The 21716-nt window shown below is 75.3% G+C and carries 22 protein-coding genes; 16 read left to right on the top strand and 6 right to left on the bottom strand.

Annotation, left to right across the window (positions count from 1 at the left end):
• Positions 1–29: 29 nt before the first annotated feature.
• Positions 30–1871: a DNA helicase RecQ gene (gene recQ / locus ASG41_RS16825; RefSeq protein ID WP_235564863.1), complete on the bottom strand. Its 1842-nt coding sequence runs from the start codon at positions 1869–1871 to the stop codon at positions 30–32.
• 95 nt (positions 1872–1966) lie between these two features.
• Between recQ and ASG41_RS16830 the strand changes: the two genes are divergently transcribed.
• The 5 genes from ASG41_RS16830 (at position 1967) to ASG41_RS16850 (ending at position 6873) form a co-directional block, all read left to right on the top strand.
• Positions 1967–2854, top strand: coding sequence for an ABC transporter ATP-binding protein (locus tag ASG41_RS16830; RefSeq protein WP_056297516.1), 888 nt, complete (start codon positions 1967–1969; stop codon positions 2852–2854).
• Positions 2851–3594: an ABC transporter permease gene (locus ASG41_RS16835; RefSeq protein ID WP_056297519.1), complete on the top strand. Its 744-nt coding sequence runs from the start codon at positions 2851–2853 to the stop codon at positions 3592–3594. Before ASG41_RS16830 ends, ASG41_RS16835 begins: the two co-directional genes overlap by 4 nt.
• A gap of 17 nt (positions 3595–3611) precedes the next feature.
• Positions 3612–4721, top strand: coding sequence for a sensor histidine kinase (locus ASG41_RS16840; RefSeq protein WP_056297522.1), 1110 nt, complete (start codon positions 3612–3614; stop codon positions 4719–4721).
• Positions 4718–5323, top strand: coding sequence for a response regulator transcription factor (locus ASG41_RS16845; protein ID WP_056297525.1), 606 nt, complete (start codon positions 4718–4720; stop codon positions 5321–5323). Before ASG41_RS16840 ends, ASG41_RS16845 begins: the two co-directional genes overlap by 4 nt.
• A 668-nt stretch (positions 5324–5991) precedes the next feature.
• Entirely contained in the window at positions 5992–6873 is an 882-nt protein-coding gene (locus tag ASG41_RS16850; RefSeq protein ID WP_056298236.1) for an endonuclease domain-containing protein, read from the top strand.
• 480 nt (positions 6874–7353) lie between these two features.
• On the opposite strand, the gene ASG41_RS16855 is transcribed toward ASG41_RS16850, so the two are convergent.
• A complete protein-coding gene (locus ASG41_RS16855; protein WP_056297528.1) occupies positions 7354–7677 on the bottom strand; it encodes a type II toxin-antitoxin system VapB family antitoxin in 324 nt (107 codons plus the stop codon).
• Between the two features lie 200 nt (positions 7678–7877).
• Between ASG41_RS16855 and hrcA the strand changes: the two genes are divergently transcribed.
• Genes hrcA through ASG41_RS16875 form a run of 4 tightly spaced genes read left to right on the top strand, consistent with a single transcriptional unit; the run spans position 7878 to position 11244 of the window.
• Entirely contained in the window at positions 7878–8924 is a 1047-nt protein-coding gene (hrcA, locus tag ASG41_RS16860) for a heat-inducible transcriptional repressor HrcA (RefSeq protein WP_056298239.1), read from the top strand.
• A gap of 15 nt (positions 8925–8939) precedes the next feature.
• Entirely contained in the window at positions 8940–10079 is a 1140-nt protein-coding gene (dnaJ, locus tag ASG41_RS16865) for a molecular chaperone DnaJ (RefSeq protein WP_056297531.1), read from the top strand.
• Between the two features lie 5 nt (positions 10080–10084).
• A complete protein-coding gene (locus tag ASG41_RS16870; protein WP_082557034.1) occupies positions 10085–10852 on the top strand; it encodes a 16S rRNA (uracil(1498)-N(3))-methyltransferase in 768 nt (255 codons plus the stop codon).
• Between the two features lie 32 nt (positions 10853–10884).
• Positions 10885–11244 carry an HIT domain-containing protein gene (locus ASG41_RS16875; RefSeq protein WP_056297535.1) on the top strand — a complete coding sequence of 120 codons (360 nt, stop codon included), beginning with the start codon at positions 10885–10887 and terminating at the stop codon, positions 11242–11244.
• Between the two features lie 33 nt (positions 11245–11277).
• Here the strand turns inward: ASG41_RS16875 and ASG41_RS16880 are convergent, their stop codons facing one another.
• From ASG41_RS16880 to ASG41_RS16890, 3 genes are read right to left on the bottom strand one after another with little or no spacing between them, the layout of a single operon-like run.
• Entirely contained in the window at positions 11278–12333 is a 1056-nt protein-coding gene (locus tag ASG41_RS16880) for an ABC transporter ATP-binding protein (protein WP_056297537.1), read from the bottom strand.
• Complete coding sequence (locus ASG41_RS16885; RefSeq protein ID WP_200939027.1) at positions 12330–13832, bottom strand: iron ABC transporter permease; 1503 nt, start codon at positions 13830–13832, stop codon at positions 12330–12332. Before ASG41_RS16885 ends, ASG41_RS16880 begins: the two co-directional genes overlap by 4 nt.
• A 47-nt stretch (positions 13833–13879) precedes the next feature.
• Positions 13880–15001, bottom strand: coding sequence for an extracellular solute-binding protein (locus ASG41_RS16890; RefSeq protein ID WP_056297540.1), 1122 nt, complete (start codon positions 14999–15001; stop codon positions 13880–13882).
• Between the two features lie 131 nt (positions 15002–15132).
• Here ASG41_RS16890 and ASG41_RS16895 point away from each other — a divergent pair, with 131 nt between their 5' ends.
• The 5 genes from ASG41_RS16895 to ASG41_RS16915 all read left to right on the top strand — a co-directional run bounded on the left by ASG41_RS16895 (position 15133) and on the right by ASG41_RS16915 (position 19393).
• Positions 15133–15957, top strand: coding sequence for an enoyl-CoA hydratase/isomerase family protein (locus tag ASG41_RS16895; protein WP_082557035.1), 825 nt, complete (start codon positions 15133–15135; stop codon positions 15955–15957).
• Positions 15958–16050: 93 nt separating this feature from the next.
• Entirely contained in the window at positions 16051–17199 is a 1149-nt protein-coding gene (locus tag ASG41_RS16900; RefSeq protein WP_235564864.1) for a PhoH family protein, read from the top strand.
• A gap of 2 nt (positions 17200–17201) precedes the next feature.
• Entirely contained in the window at positions 17202–17699 is a 498-nt protein-coding gene (gene ybeY, locus ASG41_RS16905; protein WP_056297544.1) for an rRNA maturation RNase YbeY, read from the top strand.
• Entirely contained in the window at positions 17696–19045 is a 1350-nt protein-coding gene (locus tag ASG41_RS16910; RefSeq protein WP_056297547.1) for a hemolysin family protein, read from the top strand. Before ybeY ends, ASG41_RS16910 begins: the two co-directional genes overlap by 4 nt.
• A gap of 6 nt (positions 19046–19051) precedes the next feature.
• The gene (locus ASG41_RS16915) at positions 19052–19393 is read left to right on the top strand and encodes a hypothetical protein (protein ID WP_056297549.1); all 342 of its coding nucleotides are present in this window, start codon (positions 19052–19054) and stop codon (positions 19391–19393) included.
• Here the strand turns inward: ASG41_RS16915 and ASG41_RS16920 are convergent.
• Positions 19386–19982 carry a hypothetical protein gene (locus ASG41_RS16920; protein ID WP_056297552.1) on the bottom strand — a complete coding sequence of 199 codons (597 nt, stop codon included), beginning with the start codon at positions 19980–19982 and terminating at the stop codon, positions 19386–19388. The two genes, ASG41_RS16915 and ASG41_RS16920, sit on opposite strands and share 8 nt — an antisense overlap.
• 70 nt (positions 19983–20052) lie before the next feature.
• On the opposite strand from ASG41_RS16920, the gene era reads away from it, so the two are divergent.
• A complete protein-coding gene (gene era, locus ASG41_RS16925; protein WP_056297555.1) occupies positions 20053–20967 on the top strand; it encodes a GTPase Era in 915 nt (304 codons plus the stop codon).
• Positions 20968–21714 carry a DNA repair protein RecO gene (recO, locus tag ASG41_RS16930; protein WP_056297560.1) on the top strand — a complete coding sequence of 249 codons (747 nt, stop codon included), beginning with the start codon at positions 20968–20970 and terminating at the stop codon, positions 21712–21714.
• Positions 21715–21716 lie beyond the last annotated feature (2 nt).

Below are 21716 nucleotides of genomic sequence, written 5' to 3' on the forward strand. Positions count from 1 at the left end.
GCCCCGCCCGGGCTCCCGTGGCCGGGTGCTCAGCCGTGCAGGGCGGCCAGCAGTCCCTCGCCGTAGCGCTCCAGCTTCGCTGCGCCGACCCCGCTGATCGTGCCCAGCGCGGCGACGTCGGCCGGCTCGTCGGTGGCGATCTGGCGCAGCGTCGCGTCGTGGAAGACGACGTAGGCGGGCACGCCCTGCTCCTTGGCGGTGGCCGCCCGCCAGGCCCGCAACCGCTCGAACGCCGGCGCGGCGGTCGCCGGCAGGTCCACCGCTGCGGCCTTGGCCCCACGGGAGGAGCGGCCCGAGCGCGCCGGGCGGTCGGCCTCCCGGCGCATCAGCACCTCGCGCTCGCGGCGCAGCACCGGGCCGCTGGCCTCGTTGAGCACGAGCGTGCCGTACTCGCCCTGCACCGACAGCAGGCCCTGGGCCAGCAGCTGGCGGACCACACCGCGCCACTGCGTCTCGCTGAGGTCGGTGCCGATGCCGAAGACGGTCAGCTCGTCGTGCGAGTGCTGCGCGACCTTCTCGGTGCGCTTGCCCAGCAGGATGTCGATGGACTGCCCGGCGCCGAAGGACTGGCCGCGTTCGCGCTGCAGCCGCAGCACCGTGGACAGCAGCTTCTGCGCCGGGATGGTGGCGTCCCAGGTCTCCGGCGGGGCCAGGCAGGTGTCGCAGTTGCCGCAGGCCGAGCTCTCCTGGCCGAAGTGCGCCAGCAGCCGGACCCGCCGGCAGTCGACGGTCTCGCACAACGCCAGCATCGCGTCCAGCTGGGCGGACAGCACCCGCCGGTGGGCCAGGTCGCCCTCGGAGGAGTCGATCATCTTGCGCTGCTGGACGACGTCGGCCAGCCCGTAGGCCAGCCAGGCGGTCGAGGGCAGCCCGTCCCGGCCGGCCCGGCCGGTCTCCTGGTAGTAGCCCTCGACGGACTTGGGCAGGTCCAGGTGCGCGACGAAGCGGACGTCGGGCTTGTCGATGCCCATGCCGAAGGCGATCGTCGCGACCATCACCAGGCCGTCCTCGCGCAGGAACCGGGACTGGTTGGTCGCGCGGGTCCGCTGGTCGAGCCCCGCGTGGTACGGCAGCGCCGGGATGCCCTGGGCGACGAGGGCCTCCGCGGTCTTCTCCACCGAGGCGCGGGACAGGCAGTAGACGATCCCGGCGTCCCCGGGGTGCTCGGTGCGCAGCAGGTCCAGCAGCTGCTTGCGCGGCTCGTTCTTGGGTGCGATCCGGTACTGGATGTTGGGCCGGTCGAAGCCGGCCACGACGTGCAGGGCGTCGTCGAGCTGCAGCCGGGTGCTGATCTCGGTGTGCGTGGCCCGGGTGGCGGTCGCGGTCAGCGCGATCCGCGGCACGTCGGGCCAGCGCTCGTGCAGCATCGACAGGGCCAGGTAGTCCGGCCGGAAGTCGTGGCCCCACTGGGCGACGCAGTGCGCCTCGTCGATGGCGAACAGCGCGATGTGCCCGCGCTCCAGCAGCCGCGCGGTCGGGGAGCTGCCGCCGCCCAGGGACTCCGGGGCGATGTAGAGCAGGTCCAGCTCGTCGGCCAGGAACGCCTCCTCGACCGCCCGGCGCTCGTCGCGGTCCTGGCTGGAGTTGAGGAACCCGGCCCGGACGCCGACCGCCCGCAGCGCGTCCACCTGGTCCTGCATCAGCGCGATCAGCGGGGAGACCACGACGCCCACCCCGTCCCGGAGCAGCGCCGGCACCTGGTAGCACAGCGACTTGCCGCCACCGGTGGGCATCAACACCAGGGCGTCCCCGCCGGCGACGACGTGGTCGACGACCTCGCGCTGCGGGCCGCGGAAGGCGTCGTAGCCGAAGACCCGGCCCAGCACCTCGAGCGCGGGATCGGTCAGCTCGTCCTCCGGTGCCAGGGTCACGCACCGAGGGTAGGGCGACCCGTCTGACATCCGTCAGCCCCTGTGGACGACGTCTCGCACTCCCGCCGGGACCCTCCCCCCGCCAGGCTCGACGCATGGCACAGACCCCCGCCCTGGACGTCCGCGGGCTCACCGTCCGCTACGGCGGCACGACCGCCGTCCACGAGCTGGACCTGCTGATCCCGCGCGGGCAGACCGTCGCGCTGCTGGGCCCCAACGGCGCCGGCAAGTCCTCCACGGTCAACGCCGCCCTGGGCCTCTTCCGGCCCAGCTCCGGCACCGTCGAGGTGCTCGGCCGGGACCCGCTCACCGCGGTCCGCACCGGCGGGGTCGGGGCGATGCTGCAGCACGGCGGGCTCCCCAGCGAGGCCCGCGTCGGGGAGGTGCTGCGGCTGGTCGCCGGCCGGTACGCCGACCCGTGGCCGATGGCCGACCTGGTCGCCACCACCGGCATCGTGGGCCTCACCGGCCGGCGCACCGAGCAGCTGTCGGGCGGTCAGCGCCAGCGGGTGCTGCTGGCCCTCGCCCTCGCCGGCACACCGCCGCTGCTGGTCCTGGACGAGCCGACCTCGGCCATGGACGTGGAGGGCCGGCACGCCTTCTGGGCGACGATGCGCAGCCTGGCCGACCGCGGCCACACCGTCGTCTTCGCCACCCACCACCTCGACGAGGCCGACGCGGTGGCCGACCGGGTCGTCGTCGTGGACGGCGGCCGGGTGGTCGCCGACGGCACCGCGGCCCAGGTCAAGTCCGGGATCGCCGGGCGCACCGTCCGGTTCGGCTGCACCGACCGCACCGGGCTGTCCGACCTGCCCGGCGTGACCGCCGTCGGCGGAACCGGGGACCTGGTCGAGCTGGCCACCACCGACGCGGAGGCAACCCTGCGCGCCCTGCTCGCCGCCCGCGACCGGCTGCCGGACCTGGAGGTCCGCGGGGCGAGCCTGGAGCAGGCCTTCCTCACCCTCACCGGAGGCACCCGATGACCGACCTCCTCGTCTTCCAGCTGCGCCGGGTCACCCGGTCCTGGCAGTACCTGCTCTTCACGGTGCTGCTGCCCGCGCTGTTCACCGTGTTCTTCACCAAGGTGTTCGGTGCGCAGGCCGCCGACCCGGCCGAGTACCAGGAGTACGCACGGGACTACATGGTCTCGATGATGTGCTACGGCGCGCTGGGGGCGGCGCTCGGCGCCACCATCCGGCTGTCGTTCGACCGGGCGTCGGGCTGGTTGCGCCAGCTCCGGGTGCTCCCGCTGCCCGCCCGCACCGTGGTCGCGGTCGACGTCGCGGTCGGCATGGTGCTGGTGCTGCCCAGCCTGCTGGTCGTCGCCCTCGTCGGCCGGTTCGTCAACGACGTCGAGCTCGGGCTCGGCAGCTGGGCCGTGCTGCTGGGTGCCCTGTGGCTGGGGTCCGGGGCCTTCGTGGCCCTGGGCATGCTTCTGGGTCTCGCGCTGGAGGAGAAGGCCGCGGGCGCGGCCATCGGCATCCTGTCGGTCGTGCTGGCCGCCCTGGGCGGGTTGTGGATCCCGGTCTGGCTGTTCCCCGACGGGCTGCAGCTGGTGGCCCGGGCGATGCCGTCCTACTGGTACGGAGAGCTGGGCCGGGCCGTGGTCACCGGCGGCAGCCCGGCGGGGGCGGCGCTCGTGCTGGCCGGCTTCGCGCTGCTGTTCACCGCGGCGGCCCTGGCGGTCGGTTCCCGGCGTCCCTTGCACGCCGTGGCCGGTTGAGCGGGAGACTGACCCCCGTGCAGCCCGTCCCCGAGACCCGACCGCCGCTGTGGCGGAGGCTGGCGTGGTCCGTCCCGTGGCTGGTCTTCCAGGTCTTCCCGGTGCTGGACCTGGTCACCGAGGAACGCCCCGTCCTCGCCCGGGTGCTCATCGCGGTCGCCCTGGTGGCCTTCACCGCCGCCTACCTCAGCGTGCTGGGCCGCTTCGCCGACCCGCGCGGCGTCCGGCCGGACTTCCTCGTGGTCGTCGTCCTGGCCACGGTGCTCTCGGCCGGGCTGGGCACCAGCTACGCGGGGCTCTGGATCTACGTGTCCGCCGCCGCGGCCGCCACCCTGCCGCAGCGTCTGGTGTGGCCGGTGACGGGGGCCGCGACGCTGGCCTCCGCGGTGGTCATCGTCTCGTGGCAGGACTGGACGACGCTCTTCCTGCCCGTCCTCTGCCCGCTGACCGCAGCCACCCTGTGGGGCACCCGGCACCTGCTCACCGTCAACGCCGAGCTGCGGGAGGCCCGCGAGGAGCTGGCCCGCAACGCCGTCGCCGAGGAGCGGCTGCGCTTCGCCCGCGACCTGCACGACCTGCTGGGCCACTCGCTGTCCCTCATCGCGCTCAAGAGCGAGCTGGCCGGCCGGCTGGCCGAGGCCGACCCCGCCCGTGCCCGCACCGAGATGGCCGACGTCGAGGCCGCCGCACGGCGCTCCCTCGCCGAGGTCCGGGACGCCGTCAGCGGCTACCGGCAGATCAGCTGCGCGCAGGCCCTCGCCGAGGCCCGGGCCGCGCTCTCCGGGGCCGGCATCTCCTTCCGCGGCCCCGACCGGGTGCCGGTGCTCCCCGGCCCGGCCGACGCCGTCCTGGGCTGGGTGGTCCGCGAGGCCACCACCAACGTGCTGCGGCACAGCCGCGCCCGCGCCGTCGTCGTCACCCTGACCGAGGACGGCGTCAGCGCCGCGCTGACCGTCACCGACGACGGCCGCGGCCCCGACGACTCCACCGCACCCGGCAGCGGACTGACCGGCCTGAGCGAGCGGGTCGGCGCGCTGGAGGGCACCCTCACCGGCGGGGCCGGCCCGCGCGGTGGCTGGCAGCTGGCCGCGACCGTGCCCCTGGTCGCCGCGGCGGTGACGGCGTGATCCGGGTGCTGCTGGCCGAGGACCAGCAGCTGGTCCGGGGAGCCCTGCGGGCGCTGCTGGAGCTCGAGCCCGACATCACCGTCGTCGCCGAGGTCGGCCGCGGCGATCTCGTGGTCGTCGCGGCACAGGCGTACACCCCGGACGTCGCGCTGCTGGACATCGAGATGCCCGGCCAGGACGGCATCGAGGCCGCCCGCGACCTGGCTGCCGCGATGCCCGGGGTGAAGGCCGTCGTGCTGACCACCTTCGGCCGGCCGGGCTTCCTGCGCCGGGCCATGGAGGTCGGCGCGCAGGGCTTCCTGGTGAAGGACTCCCCGGTCGCCGAGCTGGCCGCCGCGATCCGCGCGGTGGTCGCGGGGGAGCGGGTCATCGACCGCGACCTGGCCGCCGCGGCCCTCGCGCTGGGGGCCACCCCGCTGTCCGGACGGGAGGCCGACGTCCTGCGGGCTGCCGCCGACGGGGCCACCGTCGCCGACATCGCCGGGCGGCTGTTCCTCTCCGAGGGCACCGTGCGCAACTACCTGTCCAACGCCATCGGCAAGACCGGCGCCCGCACCCGCGTCGAGGCGTCCCGGGTCGCCGCCGACAAGGGCTGGCTCTAGGGGGGGCGAGGCCCGTCCCCACGCGCAGCTGTGCCGGCGGTGCGCGCCCACGCCGCTGTCCACGTCGCGGGCGCGGCCTCGGCGCGCCCGGACCGTGCGGGTGCGCGCCCAGACCGCCACGCCGCTCGGGACGCCGGCAGGAGCGCGCGCCCGTGGAGCGGCTGCGCGTCCACGCCGGGTGCCGGGCTGCGCGGCCGGGCCGGTCCACTTCCCGGGGTGACGGTGTGGGCGCGCGCCCGGGCGGGACTGCGCGGCCACGCGGGTCTGCTCCCCGGGGTGGTGGTGTGGGCGCGCGCCCGGGCGGGAGTGCGCGGCTGTGCGGGTGTGCTCCCTGGGGTGATGCGCGCGCCCAGGCGGGGCTGCGCGGCCACGCGGGTCTGCTCCTCGGGGTGGCGGTGTGGGCGCGCGCCCGGGCGGGACTGCGCGGCCACGCTGCTCGGCGGGGGCGGACGGCGGGCCCGGCGCGCACGTCCACTGCGGGTGCGCGCCGGCGCAGCTGCGCCGTCGGCCACGGTCCGCCGTGCGAGAGAGCAGGCAGACGTGTCGGCGGCGCCGGAGGGGAGCACAGCCGGCGCGGCGCGGTCGAGGGTCGGCGCCATCTGTGGACAGACCCGTGCGGTGTGGACGCCCGCGGCCCCGGCCCGCTCTCGGGCGCGACGCTGCATCGCGTGCCCCGTCGACCACGCCCCGTCCCTGAGCTGGGTGCTGCGCCCTTCCGCGGCACCGCTGCTGTCGCGGCCGGGCTGTTGACCCGGCACGAGCTCGCCGGGCCCGGGTGGTCGCGGCTGCACCGGGACGTCTACGTCGCGGCCGGCGCACCGGTGACGCACGCGGTGCGGGTGCAGGCGTCGGTGGCGTTGGTGCCCGGCGCGGTGGTCACCGGTTCGTCGGCGGCCCGGCTGTACGGCGTGGACCTGGGGCCGGGGGAGAGCGAGCCGGTGGAGCTGACTGTCCCCGGCGGATCGGGCGGGTGGTCCACGACGGGCGTCCGGGTGCGGCGCCGGGACCTGGCGCGGCACTCGGTGGTGGTGCTCGACGGGCTGCAGGTGACCAGTGCCGTCGTCACCGCCGTCGACCTCGCGGTCGCCTGGCCACACCCGCAGGCGGTCGCCGTCCTGGACCAGTTCGTGGCCGCACGGTTGGCGACGCTCGAGGAGGTCCGCGCGGAGGCGGCGCTGCGGACCGGCCCGGGTTCGGCGCGTGGACGCCGGGCGGCGGCCGTGGCCGACGGGCTGGCAGCCTCGCCGCCGGAGACGGTGCTGCGCATGCTCCTGGCGTCGTCCGGGCTGCCGGTACCGGTCGCCCAGTACGAGGTGCGGGACCGGCGGGGCCGGTTCGTCGCCCGCGTGGACTTCGGGTGGCCCGGACTCCGGTTCGCGGTCGAGTACGACGGCGCCGGCCACGTCGACCGGCTCGCCCACGACCGACGTCGGCTCAACGCCCTGCAGGACGCGGGCTGGCGCGTCTTCTTCGTCACCGCGGCCGAGATGCACGACCCGCAACGGTTGCTCCTCACGATCGCGGCGGCCATGGCCGACTGCCTCCGCTGACCCGCTGACCCGCTGACCCGCTGACCCGCTGACCCGCTGACCCGCTGACCCGCTGACCCGCTGACCCGCTGACCCGCTGACCCGCTGCGCCGGTCCGCCGGTCTGCAGCTCCCCAGGGCCGGGTCCACCCGGTCAGCCGTCGCGCGCTGCGGCGCCGGGGCCGCGCGCCCGAGCCGCTGACCCGCGGCGCCCAGGCACCTCCCCGCGCAGGGAAGTCGTGGGTGCGCGCCTGCGCCGCTCACGAGCCCGGGAGACCGGCAGGGGCGCGCAGTCGGAGCGCCACTGCGCGTCGACGGCGCAGGGCTGCCTGCGGGGGATCGCCCGCGGCGCCGGGCCTGAGCGGGGCGGCGCAGGGGGGCTGTGGCAGGGGCTCAGGGCAGGCCGGCGCAGGGCGCGGGGGCCGCCGGGCGCAGGGGCCAGGCGGTCAGGAGGAGGCCAGGGCCGCCGGGCGCGGGGGCCACCGGACGGGGGGGCAGGCGGTCAGGTGGAGGCGGGGGCGGACGGCATCAGCGCGTCCAGGTCCAGCACGCGCACGTGGATGACGTTGCGCTGCTGGAGGGCCGCGCGCAGGGCGCGGTGCAGCCCGTCCTCCAGGAAGAGCTCCCGGTGCCACTGGACGGCGTGCGGGAAGAGGTCGCCGTAGAAGGTCGAGTCGTCGGCCAGCAGGGCGTCCAGCTCGAGGGTCCGCTTGGTGGTGACCAGGGTGTCCAGCCGGATCTGCCGGGGCGGGATCATCGCCCAGTCCCGGGTGGAGAAGCCGTGGTCGGGGTAGGGCCGGCCGTCGCGCACCGCTTTGAAGATCAGGTGCCGACTCCCCTCAGACCGTCCCCGTGACCCGGGGCACTCGACGCCCGGACCACCCTAGTGCGACCCGGTCTCGACCCGCCCGGGGACACCTCGGGTCGGCGGTGAACGGTGCACCGGGGGTGCCGCCCGGTCGTATGCTGGACCTGGCACTCGGACGAGGTGAGTGCCAACCGCGGTGCGAGGAGGGGGTGGTCGGCGTGGCGCACGACGAACGCCGCCTGCAGGTCCTGCGGGCCATCGTGCAGGACTACGTCTCGACCAACGTCCCGGTCGGCAGCAAGGCCCTGGCGGCCCGGCACGACCTGGGCGTCTCCTCGGCGACCATCCGCAACGACATGGCGGTGCTGGAGGAGGAGGGGTACATCACCCAGCCGCACACCAGCGCCGGGCGGGTGCCCACCGACAAGGGCTACCGCTTCTTCGTCGACCGGCTCTCCCAGGTCAAGCCGCTCTCGGTCGCCGAACGGCGGGCGATCGAGCGCTTCCTGGACGGCGCGCTGGACCTCGACGACGTCCTGGGGCGGACCGTGCGCCTGCTGGCCCAGCTGACCCGCAACGTCGCGGTCATCCAGTACCCGACGCTGGCCCGCTCCGCCGTCCGGCACCTGGAGGTCGTGCAGCTGGCGACCAACCGGCTGCTGGTCGTGCTGATCACCGACACCGGCCGCGTCGAGCAGCGCGTCGTCGAGGTGCCCGCGGTGACCGACGCGCCCGCGGGCGCGGACCCGGTCGCCGAGCTGCGCACCCTGCTGAACTCCGCCTTCGTCGGCGCCAAGCTGGCCGAGGCCAGCGTCGCCGTCGCCGACCTGCTGGAGACCGCGCCCCCGCACCTGCGCGGGCTGGTCGCCGCGGTCAGCGCGACGCTGGTGGAGACCCTCGTCGAACCGGGGGAGGACCGGTTGCTCATCGGTGGCACGGCCAACCTCACCCGCGGCGGGGCACTGGACTTCCCGGGCAGCCTCCGGCCGTTGCTGGAGGCCCTGGAGGAGCAGGTCGTCGTCCTGAGGCTGATGGGCGAGGTGGCCCCCAGCCACGTGCTGGTCAGCATCGGCGAGGAGAACGAGCACGAGGGCCTGACGGGCGCCTCCCTGGTCTCGGTGGGCTACGGGTCGGTCGGTGGCACCGGCGACCTGGCGCTCGGCGGACTGGGCGTCGTCGGACCCACCCGGATGGACTACGCCGGGAACATGGCCGCGGTACGAGCCGTGGCCCGCTACGTCGGCCAGCTGCTGGCCGAGAGCTGAGGACTGAGAAACCGCATGGCAACGGACTACTACGGCGTGCTCGGGCTGGCCCAGGGGGCCACCGACACCGACATCAAGCGCGCCTACCGCCGCAAGGCCCGCGACCTGCACCCCGACGTCAACCCCGACCCCGGGGCCAAGGAGGAGTTCCAGCAGGTCAGCCGGGCCTACGAGGCGCTCACCGACCCGGACAAGCGGCGCATCGTCGACCTGGGCGGCGACCCGTTCGAGACCGGTGGCGGCGGGGGCGGCAACCCCTTCGGCGGCGGGGCCGGCTTCGGCGGCCTGGGCGACATCATGGACGCCTTCTTCGGCGGCGGCGGGGCCACCCGATCGCCGCGCAGCCGCACGCGGGCCGGCGGCGACGCGCTGATCCGCGTCGAGCTGGACCTGGACGAGACCGTCTTCGGGACGACGACCGACATCACCGTGGACACCGCCGTGCTGTGCACCATGTGCACCGGCGCCGGCACCGCCCCGGGCACCCACCCGACCCAGTGCAGCACCTGCAACGGCCGCGGCGAGGTGCAGAGCGTGCAGCGCTCGTTCCTCGGCCAGGTCGTCGCCTCGCGTCCCTGCCCCACCTGCGCCGGCACCGGCCAGGTCATCCCCGAGCCGTGCCCGCAGTGCGCCGGCGACGGCCGCGTGCGGGCCCGCCGCACCATCCCGGTGAAGATCCCCGCCGGCGTCGAGGACGGCATGCGCATCCGGCTGTCCGGGCACGGCGAGGTCGGCCCCGGCGGCGGGCCGGCCGGTGACCTGTACGTCGAGGTGCACGAGCGCCCGCACGACGTCTTCACCCGGGACGGCGAGGACCTGCACTGCCGGGTCACCCTGCCGATGACCGCGGCCGCGCTGGGCACCACGCTCACGCTGAAGACCCTGGACGGCGACGAGCCGCTGCAGGTCAAGGCCGGCACCCAGTCCGGCAGCGTGCTCACCCTGCGCGCGCACGGTGCCCCCCGGCTGCGGGCCACCGGCCGCGGCAACCTGATGGTGCACATCGACGTGCAGACCCCCACCCGTCTGGACGACGAGCAGGAGGAGCTGCTGCGCAAGCTCGCCGCCGTCCGCGGGGAGGACCACCCCGAGGCCAGCCGCGCCCAGCACAACGGCCTGTTCTCCCGGGTCCGCGACGCCTTCAACGGGCGCTGAGCGGCGTGGCCGAGGTCGTCACCGACACCACCGCACCGCCGCTGGACGGCACCCCGCTGTTCCTGCTCGACACGCTGCCCGAGGGCCCCGAGGTGCTCGTCGACGGCGGTGAGGGCCGGCACGCCGTCGACGTGCTGCGGCTGGCCCCCGGCGAGCGCGTCCGGGTCGGGGACGGCGAGGGCACCCTGCTGGAGGGCGAGGTCACCGCGGCCGGCCCCGGCGGCCTGCGGGTCCGGGTGACCGCGCGCCACGAGGTGCCCGCCCCCGAGCCCGAGCTGGTGCTCGTGCAGGCGCTGCCCAAGGGCGACCGGGGCCCGTTGGCCGTCGAGCTGGCGACCGAGCTGGGCGTGGACCGGGTCGTGCCGTGGACCGCTGCGCGCTGCGTCACCAAGTGGCGCGAGGACCGGGTGGACAAGGGCCTGGCCAAGTGGCGCTCGGCGGCCCGGGCGGCCAGCAAGCAGGCCCGCCGTCCCCGGGTCCCCGAAGTCACCGACCCGATGAGCACCCGCCAGGTCTGCGGCCTGCTGGGCGACACCGACCTGTCGGTGGTGCTGCACGAGCAGGCCCGCCGTCCCTTCTCGGTGCTGGAGGTGCCGGCCACCGGTGTCATCGCCGTCATCGTCGGGCCCGAGGGCGGGCTGACCGACGGCGAGGTCGTCGCCTTCCGTGCCGCCGGTGCCGTCTCGGTCCGGCTGGGTGCCGAGGTGCTGCGGACGTCGACCGCCGGTGCCGCGGCGCTGGCGGCGCTGGCCGCCCGCACCCGCTGGAGCTGAGCGGGCGGCACGACGGCCCTAGGGTCGCGGCCATGACCGACTGCCTGTTCTGCGCGATGGTCGCCGGGGACATCCCGGCCGACGTCGTCCACGAGACCGAGCGCACGTTCGCCTTCCGGGACATCGCCCCGCAGGCCCCCACGCACGTGCTGGTGATCCCGAAGGACCACCACGCCACGGCCGGGCTGCTGGTGGGCGCGGACCCGACCCTGCTGGCCGAGGTCGTCGCGGCCGCGCACGCCGTCGCCGTGCAGGAGGGCCTCGCCACCGAGGACGGCCCGGAGCCGGGCTACCGGCTGGTCGCCAACACCGGTCCGGCCGCCGGCCAGACCGTGCACCACGTGCACCTGCACGTGCTCGGCGGTCGCGACCTGGCCTGGCCGCCCGGCTGACCGGTCACGGCCGGTCCGGCCTCCGGCCCGGGCTCAGGTCCGGCGTGGCCAGGCCCGGACCGGGCCGTGCACCTGCAGCCGCACCCGGTCCCCGGGCCGGCGGTGGATGCTCCGCTCGCGGACGGCGACCAGACCCAGGCCCGCCACCCGCACGGTGAGCACGGTGTCCGGCCCGCTGAACCGCACGCCCTCCACGACGCCGGCCGTGCCCGTCCCGTCGCCGTCCCCTGCCCGCAGGTCCTCGGGGCGCACCAGCACCTCGACCTCGCTGCCGGGCCGCCCCGGGACGTCGAGCTCGTGCCGACCCAGCGGGGTCTCCACGGCCGAGTGCCCGGTGACCGTGCCCGGCAGCAGCACCGCGGTGCCCAGGAAGCCGGCCAGCTCGGCGTCGACCGGGGAGCGGTAGAGCTCGCGCGGCGCGCCCGCCTGGACCAGTCGGCCGGCCCGGAGCACGGCCACCCGGTCCGCGGTCGACAGCGCCTCCTCCTGGTCGTGGGTGACCAGCAGGGCGGTGGCACCGTCGGCGGCCACCGCGGCCCGGACGTCGTCCCGCACCGCGACGCGCAGCCCGGCGTCCAGCGCGCTGAACGGCTCGTCCAGCAGCACCAGGGCGGGCCGGGGTGCCAGCGCCCGGGCCAGCGCCACCCGCTGCTGCTGCCCGCCGGAGAGCTCGTGCGGCATACGGGCGCCCATCCCGCCCAGGCCCAACAGGTCCAGCAGCTCGTCGGCGCGGCCGTCCCGGCGGCGGGCGCGCGGCAGGCCGAACGCCACGTTCGCCCGCACGTCCAGGTGCGGGAACAGCGAGCCGTCCTGCGGCACGACCCCCACGCCGCGCCGGTCCGGGGCGACCCGGTGACCGTGCCCGGCCACCGGCCGGCCGGCGATCGTCACCCGGCCCGACGTGGGCGTCAGGAAGCCCGCGACCACCCGCAGCAGGGTGGTCTTGCCGCAGCCCGAGGGGCCCAGCAGGGCGGTGAACGACCCCGTCGGCACGGTCAGCGAGACGCCGTCCAGCGCCGCGACGGCACCGAAGCGGACCGTCACGTCGGCGACGTCGAGGGCGTGGGTGCTGGGGCTGGACGCGGTCACCGGGCGCCCCGCTCGCGCTGCAGCAGGTGCGCGGGCACCGCGGCGAGCACCACGATCAGCGCGGCGTAGGGCGCCGCCGCCGCGTACTGGCCCGACGTCGTCGAGCTCCACAGTCGCATCGCCAGCGTCTCCGTCCCGGTCGGGTGCAGCACGAGGGTCGCCGTCAGTTCCTTGACGCAGGACAGGAAGACCAGCAGTGCCGCGGTCAGCACGCCCGGGGCGGCCAGCGGCAGGGTCACCTCGCGCAGCACCTGCCAGGGCCGGCGGCCCAGCGAGCGGGCCACCTCCTCCAGTGCGGGCGGGGACTGCGCGACCGCCGTCCGCACCGCGCCGACCGCCAGCGGCAGGAAGAGGACGGCGTAGGCCAGCACCAGCACCGGCGCCGTCAGGTAGGCCGCCGGTGCCACCCGCAGCGTCAGGTAGACCAGGGACAGCGCGACCACGATGCCGGGCACGGTGTGCGACAGCCAGCTCGCGCCCTCCAGGGCCCGCGCCAGCCGGCCCGAGGACCGTCCGGCGACCACCCCGATGGGCAGCGCCAGGGCCACGGTGAGGAGGGCGCCACCGGAGGCCAGCAGCAGCGTGGACGTCGCGGTGTCCCACAGCCGCGCCGGGTCGAAGGTCGCCGACGTCCCCACGGCGAGCCAGCGGGCCAGGCTGACCACCGGGACGCCGAGCGCCGCCGCGGCGAGCGCCCCGAGGCCGGTGACGACGGCGGCAGCGGGCAGCGGGGCGAGGCGGACCCGGGGCGCCCGGCGGCGGGCCCCGCTGCCGGTGCGGGCGTAGCGGGCGCGGCCCCGGCTGCGCAGCTCGCCGGTGACGACGAGTGCGGAGACGACGACCAGCAGCAGCGAGAGGGTGACCGGGACGAGCCGGCCGAAGCTGTTCTCCAGGGAGACCGCGATCGCCCGGGTCAGGGTGGTCACCCGCAGGATCGACACCGAGCCGAAGTCGGCCAGCACGTAGGTCGCCACCAGCAGGCCCCCGGCGGCCAGTGCGGGCCTCAGCTGGCGGACCGTGACGGTGCAGAAGACGGCGAGGGGACGCCGGCCGGTGGCCCGGGCGACCTCGGCGAGCCCGGGGTCCAGCCCGCGCAGCGCGCTGCCGGCCAGCAGGTGCACGTAGGGGTGGCAGCACAGCGTCAGGACCATCGCGGCCCCGGCGGGCCCCGCCACCGCGGGCGTGAGGGCCACCCACGTGTAGGCGGCCACGTAGGACGGCACGGCCAGCGGCAGCCCGGCCAGCACGGCGAACACCCGCCGGCCGGGGAAGTCGAAGGCGTGCAGGACGTAGGCGGTGGCCAGGCCCAGCAGCACCGAGGCGGTGGTGACCGTGCCGGCCAGCAGCAGGGTGGTGGCGAGCAGCTGGCGGGTGCGCGGCTGCAGCAGCACCTCGGCGACCTGCCCGGCGTCCAGCCCGGCCAGGGCGATCCCCAGGTAGACCAGCGGGACGGCGCTGACCGCCGCGGCCAGCACGGCCGCGGCGGTCAGCGGTGTCACCGTCCAGGAGCGCCGGCCCGGGTGGACCGGCGCCCCTGCGGCGTCGATCAGGCCAGCCCCGAGGCGGTGATCATCTGCAGCGTGACCGACAGCGACGCCAGGTCGTCCAGGTCGATGGTCGGGGCGTCGAGGTCCTCCAGCGAGGGCAGCTGGTCGGCCACCGGCACGCCGGAGACCATCGGGTACTCGTAGGTCTCCTGGGCGAAGTACTCCTGCGCCTGGGTGCTGAGCAGGAAGTCCACCAGCGTCAGGCCGTCCTCGGCGCGGTCGGAGGAGCTGACCACCCCGGACCCGCTGACGTTGACCAGCGAGCCGGCCTGCCCGTCACGCAGGTAGTGCAGTTGGGAGCGCATCGCGTCGGCGCCGACCTCGGCGGCCTGCTCGAACCAGTAGTAGTGGTTGACCAGGCCCATCGGGACCTCGCCGGCCTCCACGGCGTCCAGGATCGCGCCGTTGCCGTCGTAGACCGGTGCCGCGCCGTCGACGAGGCCCTGCAGGAACTCCTCGGCGGTGGCGTCGTCCTCCAGCACCCGCATCGCGGTGACGAACGCCTGGAAGGAGGCGTTGCCCGGGGCGATGGCGACCTGGCCGGCGTAGGCCGGGTCCACCAGGGCCGCGGTGTCGGCCGGCAGGTCGGCCTCGGCGACCTGCTGCGGGTCGTAGAGCACCACGCGCGCCCGGCCGGTCAGCGGCACCCAGCGGCGGTCGTCGTCGGCGTACTCGGCGAAGGTCTGCCCGACGGTCTCGTCGGGCAGCTCGGCCAGGCAGTCGGCGTCGGCCAGCGCGCCCAGCGCGCCGGCGTCCTGCAGCAGCACGACGTCGGCGGGGCTGTCGGCGCCCTCCTCCAGCAGCTGCGCGGTGATGGAGGACGTCGAGCCGTACCGCACCGAGACCTCGATGCCGGTCTCCTCGGTGAACTGCTCCAGCACCGGGGCGACGAGCTCCTCGTCGCGGCCGGAGTAGACGACCAGCGCCTCGTCGTCGACCGTGCTGGCCTCGACCTCGGGGTCGGTCTCGCCGTAGGCGACCGTGCCGGCCTCGCACGTGGACGCGGGCGCGGCGGCCGCCGTCCCGGTGTCGTCGGTGGCCTCGCCGCAGCCGGCGACGGCCAGGACGAGGGTGCCGGCGGCCAGCACCGCGGTCCGTCGGGGGCTCCAGTACGAGCGCATGTGTCCACCTCTCCGGCGGCCCCTGGTGGGCCGCGGCGGCAAAGCTAGCCTGCCCTAACTCGTTGCTGCACGCCGCCTACCTGCGCTTTCGCCGACGGATGGCGGATCGGCACGGCTGGGAGCATGGGGTGGTGACCGAGAGCAGTGCAGCCCCCGTCCGGATCGAGCGCGACGGCGACGTCGCCGTGCTGGTGGTCGACGCCCCGCCCCTCAACCTCTTCGACGCGGCCGTCTTCGACGCCCTGGAGGCCCGGGTCGCCGAGCTGGCCGAGCTGACCGACCCGGCCCGGGAGGACCGGGTGCGGGCGGTCCTGGTGCGCGCCGAGGGCCGGGTGGTCTCCGGTGGCGTGGACGTCGCGCTGTTCGGCGAGATCGCCGAGGGGCCCGACGCCGCCGCCGTGGGCGGGGCCCTGTGGGCGCGGTTGTTGCGCACCGTGCAGACCCTGGAGGACCTGCCGGTGCCCACCGTCTTCGCCGCGCACGGGCTGACCCTGACCGCGGCGTTCGAGCTGGCCCTGGCCTGCGACCTGCTGGTGGCCACCGAGCAGGCGTCGTTCGGGCTGGTGGAGATCGTCGTCGGTCTGACCCCGTCGATGGGCGGGCCGCAGCGGCTGGCCGAGCGGGCGGGGACCGCGCGGGCCAAGGAGCTGGTCTTCACCGGCGAGCGGTACCCGGCCCGGACCCTGCAGGAGTGGGGCGTGGTGAGCCGGGTGCTGCCCGCGGAGGGGTTCACCGAGGCCGCGCTCGCACTCGCGCGGCAGGTGGCCGCCGGGCCCACCCTGGCGCACGCGGCGACCAAGACCCTCGTGGCGACCAGCGCACGGCAGGGGGTCCGGGCCGCGGACGCCGTGGTCCCCGAGGTGTCCGGTGAGCTGTTCGACAGCGAGGACCTGCGCGCCGCCGTGGCCTCCTTCCTCAGCGAGGGCCCGGGGAGGGCCCGGCACCGAGGGCGCTGACCCCGCCTGGGGAAACCGGGCGCCGGGCGGGTGCGCTGCGCGTAGGCTGGGAGACGTCCCACCCCCGTCGCAGGAAGGCAGGGTCGAGCGTTCTTGCCCGACACCTCACCGAGCTCCCCGCCCGTCGCGGGCGCCCAGCCCGGTGCCAGCGCGTCCCGAGAGGCCTCGGCCCGCGCCGCGGGCCTGGGTGACGCCGGCACCGCGGTGACGGCCCCCGCCGCCGAGGCAGGCACCGAGCCCGTCCGCACCTCGATCACGGTCCCAGAGTCGGTCTCCATGGTGTCCCTGCTGGGATCCGGGGACGAGCTCCTGCGCCTGGTGGAGACCGAGCTCTCCGCCGACGTCCACGTGCGGGGCAACGAGATCACGCTGACCGGGCAGGCGGCCGACAACGCCTTCGCCGTCCGGGTCTTCGACGAGCTCATCGCCCTGGTGCGCACCGGCCAGGCGCTGCGCCCGGACTCGGTGCGCCGGGTCGTGGGGATGCTGCGGTCCGGGGGCAGCGAGCGGCCCGCCGAGGTCCTCAGCCTGGACATCCTCAACCGTCGCGGGCGGACGATCCGGCCCAAGACGCTGAACCAGAAGCACTACGTCGACGCCATCGACCAGCACACGGTGGTCTTCGGCATCGGCCCTGCCGGCACCGGCAAGACCTACCTGGCGATGGCCAAGGCCGTGCAGGCGCTGCAGACCAAGCAGGTCGACCGGATCATCCTCACCCGCCCCGCGGTCGAGGCCGGCGAGCGGCTGGGCTTCCTGCCCGGCACGCTCAGCGAGAAGATCGACCCCTACCTGCGGCCGCTGTACGACGCGCTGCACGACATGGTCGACCCGGAGTCGATCCCGCGGCTGATGGCCTCGGGCACGATCGAGGTGGCCCCGCTGGCCTACATGCGCGGCCGCACGCTCAACAGCGCGTTCGTCATCCTCGACGAGGCGCAGAACACCACCGCCGAGCAGATGAAGATGTTCCTCACCCGGCTCGGCTTCGGCTCCAAGATGGTCGTCACCGGCGACGTCACCCAGGTCGACCTGCCCGGCGGCGCCCAGTCGGGCCTGCGGGTGGTCCGGGAGATCCTCACCGGGATCGACGACGTGCACTTCTCCCTGCTCACCAGCTCCGACGTCGTCCGGCACCGCCTGGTCGGGGACATCGTCGACGCCTACGAGCGCTGGGACACCGCCCAAGCCACCCGCCCCGCCGTGCACAACCCCGGCCCGCGCCGGCAGAAGGGCAGCTGACCGTGGCCGTCGAGGTCGCCAACGAGTCCGAGATCGCCGTCGACGAGACGTCGCTGACCGGCATCTGCCGCTACGTGCTGGGGGAGCTGGACGTCAGCCCGCTCGCCGAGCTGTCGGTGCTGTGCGTGGACGTGGACTACATGGCCAGCCTGCACGAGCGGTGGATGGGCGAGAAGGGCCCCACCGACGTGCTGGCCTTCCCGATGGACGAGCTGGACACCGCCCGGCCCGACGACCCCGACCCGGGCCCCGAGCTGCTCGGTGACGTCGTGCTGTGCCCGGCCGTGGCGATCCGCCAGGCCCGCGCCGCCGGCCACACCATGGACGACGAGCTCCTCCTGCTGGCCACCCACGGCGTGCTCCACCTGCTGGGCTACGACCACATGGAGCCCGAGGAGGAGAAGGAGATGTTCGGTCTCCAGTCCTCGCTGCTGGAGGGCTTCCGCGCCGTCCCACGGGACCAGGTGACCGGCGCGCCCGTGGAGACCGACGGACGATGAGCTCCACCGCGGTCACCCTGCTGGTGATCGCCGTCCTGCTGGTCCCGGTGGCCGGGGTCTTCGCCGCGATCGACTCCGCGCTGGCCGGGATCTCCCGTGCCCGCGTGGAGGAGATGCGCCGCGACGGCGCCCGCAACGCCGACGCGCTGCTCGCCGTGGTCGACGACCGCGCCCGGCACGTCTCGCTGCTGCTCCTGCTGCGGATCGCGTGCGAGATGACCGCGGCCGTGCTGATCGCGGTCATCCTCTTCGTCGTCTTCGACGGGGTGGGCGGCGGGGTGGTCACCGCGGCCGCGGTCATGACGGTGGTCAGCTACGTGCTCATCGGGGTCGGCCCGCGCACCCTGGGCCGCCAGCACGCCTACCCGGTGGCCCTGCGGACGGCGGGGCTCACCCGGCTGCTGGGCCGCCTGCTCGGCCCGGTCTCCACCCTGCTGATCCTGCTGGGCAACGCCATCACCCCCGGCCGGGGCTTCCGCGAGGGCCCGTTCTCCACCGAGGTCGAGCTGCGCGAGCTGGTCGACATGGCCGAGGAACGCGGCGTCGTGGAGTCCGGCGAGCGGGCGATGATCCACTCGGTGTTCGAGCTGGGCGACACCATCGCCCGCGAGGTCATGGTGCCGCGCCCCGACGTCGTCTACATCGAGCGCACCAAGACCCTGCGCCAGGCGCTCGCGCTGGCCCTGCGCAGCGGGTTCAGCCGCATCCCGGTCATCGGGGAGAACGTCGACGACGTCGTCGGCGTCGTGTACCTCAAGGACCTGGTCCGACGGACCCAGGGCGACCAGGACGTCAGCCGGATCAAGGTCGAGGACCTGATGCGCCCGGCGGCGTTCGTGCCCGAGTCCAAGCCCGTGGACGTGCTGCTGCGCGACATGCAGGCCCGCCGGATCCACATGGCCGTCGTCGTCGACGAGTACGGCGGCTTCGCCGGGCTGCTGACCATCGAGGACATCCTCGAGGAGATCGTCGGCGAGATCGACGACGAGCACGACACCGTGCAGCGCCCGCCGGTCGAGGAGCTGCCCGACGGCGCCTACCGGGTGACCGCGCGGCTGCCGGTGGAGGACCTCGCCGACCTGTTCAAGGTCCAGCTGCCCGAGGACGACGACGTCGAGACCGTCGGCGGCCTGCTGGCCCGGGAGATCGGCCGGGTGCCCATCGAGGGCTCGGAGACCGTGGTCGGCGAGCTGCACCTGCTGGCCGAGTCCACCGGGGGCCGCCGCAACCGGGTGGACACCCTGCTGGTGACCCGCGTGCCGCAGGGCACCGACGTCGACACCCCCGACCCCGACGACGCCGCGCAGACCGCCCGGGCCGACCAGCCCTCCGCCGTGGCAGGCTGACCGACCGTGAGCGCACCCGACCTGCAGCCCGAGGACGCCAAGCTGGTCACCCTGGCCCGGTCGGCCCGGGGCCGCACCGGGGCCCCGGAGGGGGCCGCCGTGCGGGACACCGACGGCCGCACGTACCTGGCCGCGACCGTGTCGTTGCCCTCGATGCGGCTGTCGGCCCTGCAGGCCGCCGTCGCCGCCGCCGTCAGCAGCGGGGTGGAGGGCCTGGAGGCCGCCGCCGTGGTCAGTGCGGCCGGCGAGGTCGAGCCGGCCGGGCTCGCCGCGGTGCGCGACCTGGCCGCCGCGGCCCCGGTCCACCTGGCCGGGCCCGACGGCGTCCTGGTGTCGACGCTCAGCTGAGCGGGCGGTCCAGGGCGTCGGCGAACCCGTCGGCGTCCCGGACCCAGACGCTGAAGGCCTTGTCGGCGACCCCGTCGCCGCCCAGGTGCCGGACGACGACCCGGGTGCGCCCGGGCCACCAGCCGCCGCGCCGCTTGGCCCGCGGCCAGTCCGCCGGCGCGGGGGCCACCGCGACGTCCTCGACCAGCACCAGGGGCACGATCCCGAACGAGGAGGTCTGCCGGATGCCGGCGATGTCCCCGGACAGCCCGTGGTCGGACACGGTGAACCGGCTGGTGGCCAGCACCAGGACCAGCAGGCCCAGCCCGACGGCCAGCGGGGCCTCGTCCCGGGCGGCGGCCGGGCCGTCGATGAGCGCCAGCACCCCCAGCCACACGGCGACGACGACCACCGCCAGCGCGGCCACCGTCGGGCTCACCGGGTTGTACTGCCAGTAGCGCAGCGGGGCCGGCTGCACGGTCGTGGAGCGCTTGGGGCCGCGGCGGGCGAGGAAGCCGTAGCTGGTCACCTGGCTGACGTGCCGCTCCCGGTCCCGGGCGGCCCGGACCGCGGGTGGCTCGTCGTTCTCTCGTCGCTGTCGGCGGGCCATGTGCCCATCGTCCCAGGCCCGGGACGGCGCACCGGCGGGGAACGTCGGTGGCCGGTGGGAGACTGGTCGCGTGAGCACCCCCGCCCCGCCGCACCGCAGTGGCTTCGTCGCCCTCGTCGGCCGCCCCAACGCGGGCAAGACCACGCTCACCAACGCCCTGGTGGGCGACAAGGTCGGCATCGTCAGCAACCGCCCGCAGACCACCCGGCACGCCATCCGGGGGGTCGTGCACCGCCCCGAGGGGCAGTTGGTGCTGGTCGACACCCCCGGTCTGCACAAGCCCAAGAGCCTGCTGGGCCAGCGGCTCAACGACGTCGTGCGGGACACCCTGGCCGACGTCGACGTGATCCTGTTCTGCATCCCGGCCGACCAGCCGGTCGGCGCCGGTGACGCCTTCATCGCCCGCCAGCTCAAGAACGTCAGCACCCCGGTCGTGCTGGTGGTGACCAAGACCGACGTGGCGTCCAAGAAGGCGATCACCAGCCAGCTGGTGGCGGCGTCTGAGCTCGTCGAGGCCCGCGACATCGTCCCGGTGAGCGCGGTGGCCGGTGACCAGGTCGAGCTGCTGGCCGGGCTGCTGATCGGGATGCTCCCCGAGGGCCCCGCGCTGTACCCCGAGGACCAGCTGACCGACGAGGACGTCGAGCGCCAGATCGCCGAGCTGGTCCGTGAGGCCGCGCTGGAGAAGGTGCGCCAGGAGGTCCCGCACTCCCTGGCCGTCAGCGTCGAGGAGATCATCCGCAAGCCCGACCCGCGCGACCCCGAGGCCGTGTTCACCGAGCTGCACGTGCTGCTGCACGTCGAGCGGGCCAGCCAGAAGCCGATGCTGCTGGGCAAGGGCGGGACCACGATCAAGGCGATCGGCTCCGAGGCGCGGGTGGGCCTGGAGCACCTGCTCGGCGGCCGGGTGCACCTGGACCTTCACGTGACCGTGCTGGGGGAGTGGCAGGACGACCCGAAGAAGCTCAACCGACTGGGCTACTGAGTGTCCACGACACCGCAGGCGCTCTACCGCGACGAGGGGGTCGTCCTCCGGGTGCAGAAGCTCGGGGAGGCCGACCGGATCGTCACCGTGCTCACCCGCCGCACCGGCAAGGTGCGCGCCGTGGCCAAGGGCGTCCGCCGCACCAAGAGCAAGTTCGGCGCCCGGCTGGAGCCCTTCAGCCACGTCGACCTGCAGCTCTACACCGGCCGGAACCTGGACATCGTCAGCCAGGCCGAGTCGCTGCACTCCTACGGTCCGCGGATCGTGGGGGACTACCCCTGCTACACCGCCGGCACCGCCGTGCTGGAGACCGCCGACCGGCTGACCGCGGAGGAGAAGGAGCCCTCGCTCCGGATGTTCCTGCTGGTCATCGGGGCGCTGCGCTCGCTGGCCGACCGGGCGCACCCGCCCGGTCTGGTGCTGGACGCCTTCCTGCTGCGCGCCATGTCGGTGGCCGGCTGGGAGCCCGCGCTGGCCGACTGCGCCCGGTGCGCCGAACCCGGGCCGCACCGGCACTTCTCGGTCCCCGGCGGCGGGATGGTCTGCCCGTCCTGCCGGCCCACCGGCTCCCAGATGCCCAGCCCGGTCACCATCGGGCTGCTGGACTCCCTGCTGACCGGGGACTGGGCTGCGGCCGAGGCCAGTCAGGGGACCAACCGTCGGGAGGGCAGCGGCCTGGTCGCCGCCCTCCTGCAGTGGCACCTGGAGCGCGGCCTGCGCTCGCTGCCGCTGGTGGAACGCACGTGAGG

The organism is Modestobacter sp. Leaf380 (assembly GCF_001424485.1).
Lineage (GTDB): Bacteria > Actinomycetota > Actinomycetes > Mycobacteriales > Geodermatophilaceae > Klenkia.

What these genes read in the sequence shown, in the direction of transcription:
- ASG41_RS16890 (WP_056297540.1), bottom strand. Translation starts at nt 15,001, where the DNA reads ATGCGCTCGTACTGGAGCCCCCGACGGACCGCGGTGCTGGCCGCCGGC.
- ASG41_RS16920 (WP_056297552.1), bottom strand. Translation starts at nt 19,982, where the DNA reads ATGGCCCGCCGACAGCGACGAGAGAACGACGAGCCACCCGCGGTCCGG.
- dnaJ (WP_056297531.1), top strand. Translation starts at nt 8,940, where the DNA reads ATGGCAACGGACTACTACGGCGTGCTCGGGCTGGCCCAGGGGGCCACC.
- ASG41_RS16830 (WP_056297516.1), top strand. Translation starts at nt 1,967, where the DNA reads ATGGCACAGACCCCCGCCCTGGACGTCCGCGGGCTCACCGTCCGCTAC.
- ASG41_RS16875 (WP_056297535.1), top strand. Translation starts at nt 10,885, where the DNA reads ATGACCGACTGCCTGTTCTGCGCGATGGTCGCCGGGGACATCCCGGCC.
- ASG41_RS16835 (WP_056297519.1), top strand. Translation starts at nt 2,851, where the DNA reads ATGACCGACCTCCTCGTCTTCCAGCTGCGCCGGGTCACCCGGTCCTGG.
- ASG41_RS16910 (WP_056297547.1), top strand. Translation starts at nt 17,696, where the DNA reads ATGAGCTCCACCGCGGTCACCCTGCTGGTGATCGCCGTCCTGCTGGTC.